Source organism: Psychrobacter sp. AOP5-GZ1-6 (assembly GCF_052376345.1).
Lineage (GTDB): Bacteria > Pseudomonadota > Gammaproteobacteria > Pseudomonadales > Moraxellaceae > Psychrobacter.
In genome coordinates, this window is sequence record NZ_JBQSVP010000191.1 from 1 (window position 1) to 4398 (window position 4398).

Below are 4398 nucleotides of genomic sequence, written 5' to 3' on the forward strand. Positions count from 1 at the left end.
AATACGTTTGATTTCATTTAGATAGAAATCGTCATGCTGACTACGCTGTGAACGCTTCTCCGGATTGTCGTTTAAGTCTTTGGTACGATAGTATGTGGATGGGGCAATCGGCAAGACTCTACAAATAGCTAGAATGCCATAAATAGATTTATTCTCGTCGATGAATTGAACCATCACTAAGGTTTGCGGTCTATTTCCGCCTGGGCGAAAAAAGCGGCTGCTTTCCTTATGATCTCATTGGCTTGTTTTAATTCTTTGTTCTCACGTTCAAGCATCTTTGATGCGCTCGGCTTGGCTTTGAGCTTGAATCTTTGCAGGAATGGTTTTATCAATGTGCTTTTTATGCCATGATCGTAGGGTCTCAGGCGTGCAACCTATCTTTGGTGCTATGGCTTTGATGGCTGACCATGTGGATGGGTAGTCGTCTTTAGCTTCAACTAGCATACGGACGGCTCGTTCTTTCATTTCAGGGGTATAGTTTCGTGTTTTCATTGTCGTATTCTCTTGGAGCGTTGAGTCTCCGACAATCTCGGGGCGGTTCAGATTGTCGAATTGGACCTTGCTACTATAGTTCAGTTAAATATCACTGGCGGCGTTGAAATAAATGGCTATGCAACCGAAGAAGAAATATCAGTTAATACGTTCTACACCTCTTAGTTTGTCGCTAAGAAGTTCTGATTTATACCATATACTTAAAATAGGGAGTGCAACATGCACCATAACAAAGAAAAGCTGATCGCATTGCTGGCGAGCAAGGGCTGGAGTAAACCGCTTATCGATGCCACTTTTGAGCTGGTAGGCGGGTTTGACGCACTTGTTGAGCACACAAACGTTGTTTGGCCTATGATATTTGCTAATAGTCTTGGCAATCAGGTTGAAATTGATGAAGATGATGGCTCTGATTTGTTAGCCGCAACCAAAATATTGAATGGGATAAAAGAGCTTAGTGATAACAACATGCCCGCTCTAAACGCTTATTTGGATACTCATTCTGACGATATCTTACTGGCGTTAATAACACAGTTTGACGATTCAGCTGCACGACTAACAACGCTTAGTGATCAAATATGGCCTGAAGAAGCCAATGAATATATCAATGCAGGTCAGCTAAAAGAGGAATATAGACGAGATGTGGTCAATATTATGGTGTACTACGCTTGTTATTGGCTAACATATATCAGCGGCGGCTTTAATACTGACCGACTGGCCTTAATTGACCTATCAGAAGTCACTTCAATAGGTTTGTTTAACGGACAAATAAACATAGAGTCCAAGCTAAAAGAGAAAAACGCAAGGTTAATCGGTACGCTAGAAGAGCTTTATGAGGTATGTAATACCTATTACATACAAATGTTTTGGAGTGGTACAGGCAAAAAAAGAGTGATTACCGGCATTTATATAAAAAAGAAAGAGCCGTTAACAGAAAATATTCCAGTGCATATAAACCTTAAAAAACTATCAAGCGTTGTAACCCAGGGTTCATGTTTCGTTGAGCTTAGTATGACATCTACTTCAAAGAGCGTTAATGATCGGGACTTACTTTGTTTGTCTGATGACACGGTGGCTAAAATCAACGTGGCGGGCAGTCATGAGCTTGAACTAATTATGAGTGAGAATGCAGTTTTAGACCTAAGCGGTAACGTGGTGAGTGGTAGTGCTCAAATTGAGGATCAAAGCCGCTTGATAGCACTCGATTTTACAGCTGATAATACTTTTAGCTGTCATCGATTAGACGAGGGTTCGCGGGTGTTCGCTAATAACGCAAATTTCCATGTTGATCGACGAATTGATGATGATCCGTCCAATTTTGCCAATAAAGCCGCCGATGAACTCTGTGATGAATACATCGGTTATCTCAGAAATCAGCGCATGGAGGAATAACTATTACACCTGCCAGCATCAAAAAACAGCCGCTATAAGTGGCTGTTTTTCGTTTAGGGCGTTACCTACAACTAAACCGAGCTAATAACGCTCCTAGAGCTGATCAACACGCTTAGCAAATCGTTTAGGCTATCAAGTTGTACTGTCTCAAAATCGTTTTTCGTTAATTCATAGCGTTAATTTGGATTTAAAGACTTCTAAATACTTTAATAAAATCTTTAGCTACATCCCAACCTTGAACATAAACACCTATTTCATGGTAAATCTCTACAAGGTTATTAGGGGCACTTGCAGACAGCCAATTTAAGCTAGTAATCAGCAAGTCATTATTATCCCAAGCTAATACCTTGGCATGACTATTGGAATGATGCGCACCCAATTGAGATAGAGAGTCGGCAGACTTCAGATCATCATGCATCTCAACAATTTCTGAATGATCGATATAACTTGATTTCTTAGAGTAATAATAATATTTTTTAGCTTCCGACTTTTTTAAAGCATCAAATATAGGCCTTATAGGTGAGGTGTTTATAAAGTCACTTATAATATATATCTTGTTTTTTGCTTGAGCGGCTAAGTCAATATAACTATGATGCTGGTGCTTTAGCACTAATCGCAGCTCCAGCTTTTCATTGTTAGGAATATCAACGTCATTTGGCGTATCAGCTATATTGCTTGAAAGCCCCCGAAACTCCTTACGCACTTTGCTGTCAAAAGTGCTTTTTCCACAGCAAATATTAGCAGCGATCTCTAAAAAATATTTAGTAAATTGATCATTGCAAACAACAACTGACGCCTCAAATCTTTCAAATTTTGCATATAAGAAGTTGCATGAACTGACCATAGTACACAACCCCTTGTCTACATGATTGGTTATAACGAACTTTGCATGCGAGTCGGTACGTCTGAAGTCATTATAATTTACAACATTTAGCATGCCTTCCTGGTGGCAGCTTTCATTAAAATCTCTTAATTTTTTTTCAACAGCCTTATCTTCACTATCTGATTTTTCAAAGTTTTCATCTGTTTCTTCTGCATTACTTTTGCCCCATAAAATATAAACTTGAACACCTCGTTTCAAAGCCTCTTTAATTTCTAGAAAAAGATGAGTATAGCCATCATCATTGACAATGCACCATTTACCTATGAAAGTAGAGTGAATGACTAGAAAGTCAGTAGAGGACTGGATTAGCTCAATGAGCTTGGCTTTGGTGTTGTGACCGCCGTAAACAAAATCTACATCGCCTCTCTTGGCAATAACCTTGATTTCATAGTTATTTCCATCTTTGCTCAAAGGTGCTTTAAGCAAAGAATTATCATCCTTGACTATAGCTGGAAGTGTATTTGTGATTTGTCTAATAAGCTTTTCATTCAGCTTCTTTACTTTGTTGTCATCGATTATCCTTCCTTCCTTACGACCTTCTATATACAACATATCTACCAGTAAATATTTCTTAGTAGTTAATGTATATACAGCCTCGTCACGTACGTTGTCTATTTTTTCATGCTCCCTGGCCATAACGCTATACATTTTTGTGTACTTGGGATAAGAATTGCTATCATCTATAGGCAAGGTAACTATATTCTTGTTTTTATTAATCTCACTCATATACCTTGCATGAGTAAGCAAAAGGGAGTCAAAACTATAAACGCTGTAATAGTTATCAAAATAATCTACAAAAACTTCTCTTTTTCTTTGATATTTATCGACCTTACAAATGAGTTCATGTTCTTTAACGCTTAAAGAATAAGCTATCTCACCCATTTCCGTTATTCTAAAAATAAAACTGTCTCTAGAAGTAACAATATCAATCCACCCGACATTGCACATGGGTAGTAAAATCTGAATGACAACTTGAGTTTCTAGATTGGAGAAGTCGCTAAGACTCTTAACAGTCATCTCTCTTTGACTTAACTCTTTTAAGAAAAGGTAATCGATAATTGACCAATTGGTTTTTCTACTAATACTAAATATATATTCATTAGTAAGGAATGGGATAGCAATCGTATATTTTATAGTGTTTTCTTTATTCATTAGAGGCCCAAAAATGATTTTGATTGAACAAAGTTAATGTTATTAAATACCTTATTTTCAGTATCAATTGAATGATCATTCATTAATTCAAAATCATCAACAAACATTTCAACAAAGAGATTCAAAAAGTCCCTATCCATATCGTCCAAATAACCCCTATTGTTAGCATAAGCTTTATTTTCAAGCAGCTGCCAATATCTGAATAAACCGAAACAGCCAACAATAATCATTTTATGTTTAGCTCTACTCAGCAGTACGTTCATTCTGCGCATATCTGATAAAAAACCCAAAGCAGAAGTAATAGGCTGACAACTATTATGCCTTACTAGGCTAATGATAATAACGTCGGCCTGATCACCCTGATAAGAGTCTACTGTTTTTGCTATGTCTTGATCATTATGTTTGCTCGAAAAACAGCTATTTATCTCACTCTTTTCAACCAGGTTATTGATCATATTCACTTGATTTACATAAGGGCTCAG

The 4398-nt window shown here is 37.4% G+C and carries 3 protein-coding genes, 1 pseudogene and 1 other annotated feature; of the genes and pseudogenes, 1 reads left to right on the forward strand and 3 read right to left on the reverse strand.

Translation table 11 applies throughout. The features are described from left to right. Positions 1-492 (reverse strand): annotated as a pseudogene (locus tag ACT3RN_RS14690) (transposase); the annotation flags it as partial. Next, positions 100-216: a sequence feature (AL1L pseudoknot), on the reverse strand. Its footprint overlaps the pseudogene before it by 117 nt. 219 nt (positions 493-711) lie before the next feature. Between ACT3RN_RS14690 and ACT3RN_RS14695 the strand changes: the two are divergent. Further along, positions 712-1881: a hypothetical protein gene (locus tag ACT3RN_RS14695; protein ID WP_192992488.1), complete on the forward strand. Its 1170-nt coding sequence runs from the start codon at positions 712-714 to the stop codon at positions 1879-1881. Between the two features lie 187 nt (positions 1882-2068). Here ACT3RN_RS14695 and ACT3RN_RS14700 read toward each other — a convergent pair whose 3' ends face one another. Then, a complete protein-coding gene (locus ACT3RN_RS14700; RefSeq protein ID WP_442063437.1) occupies positions 2069-3916 on the reverse strand; it encodes a hypothetical protein in 1848 nt (615 codons plus the stop codon). Then, positions 3916-4398: C-terminal helicase domain-containing protein (locus tag ACT3RN_RS14705; RefSeq protein WP_444518764.1), on the reverse strand; the 483-nt coding region annotated here is incomplete at its 5' end. The genes ACT3RN_RS14700 and ACT3RN_RS14705, both read right to left, overlap by 1 nt.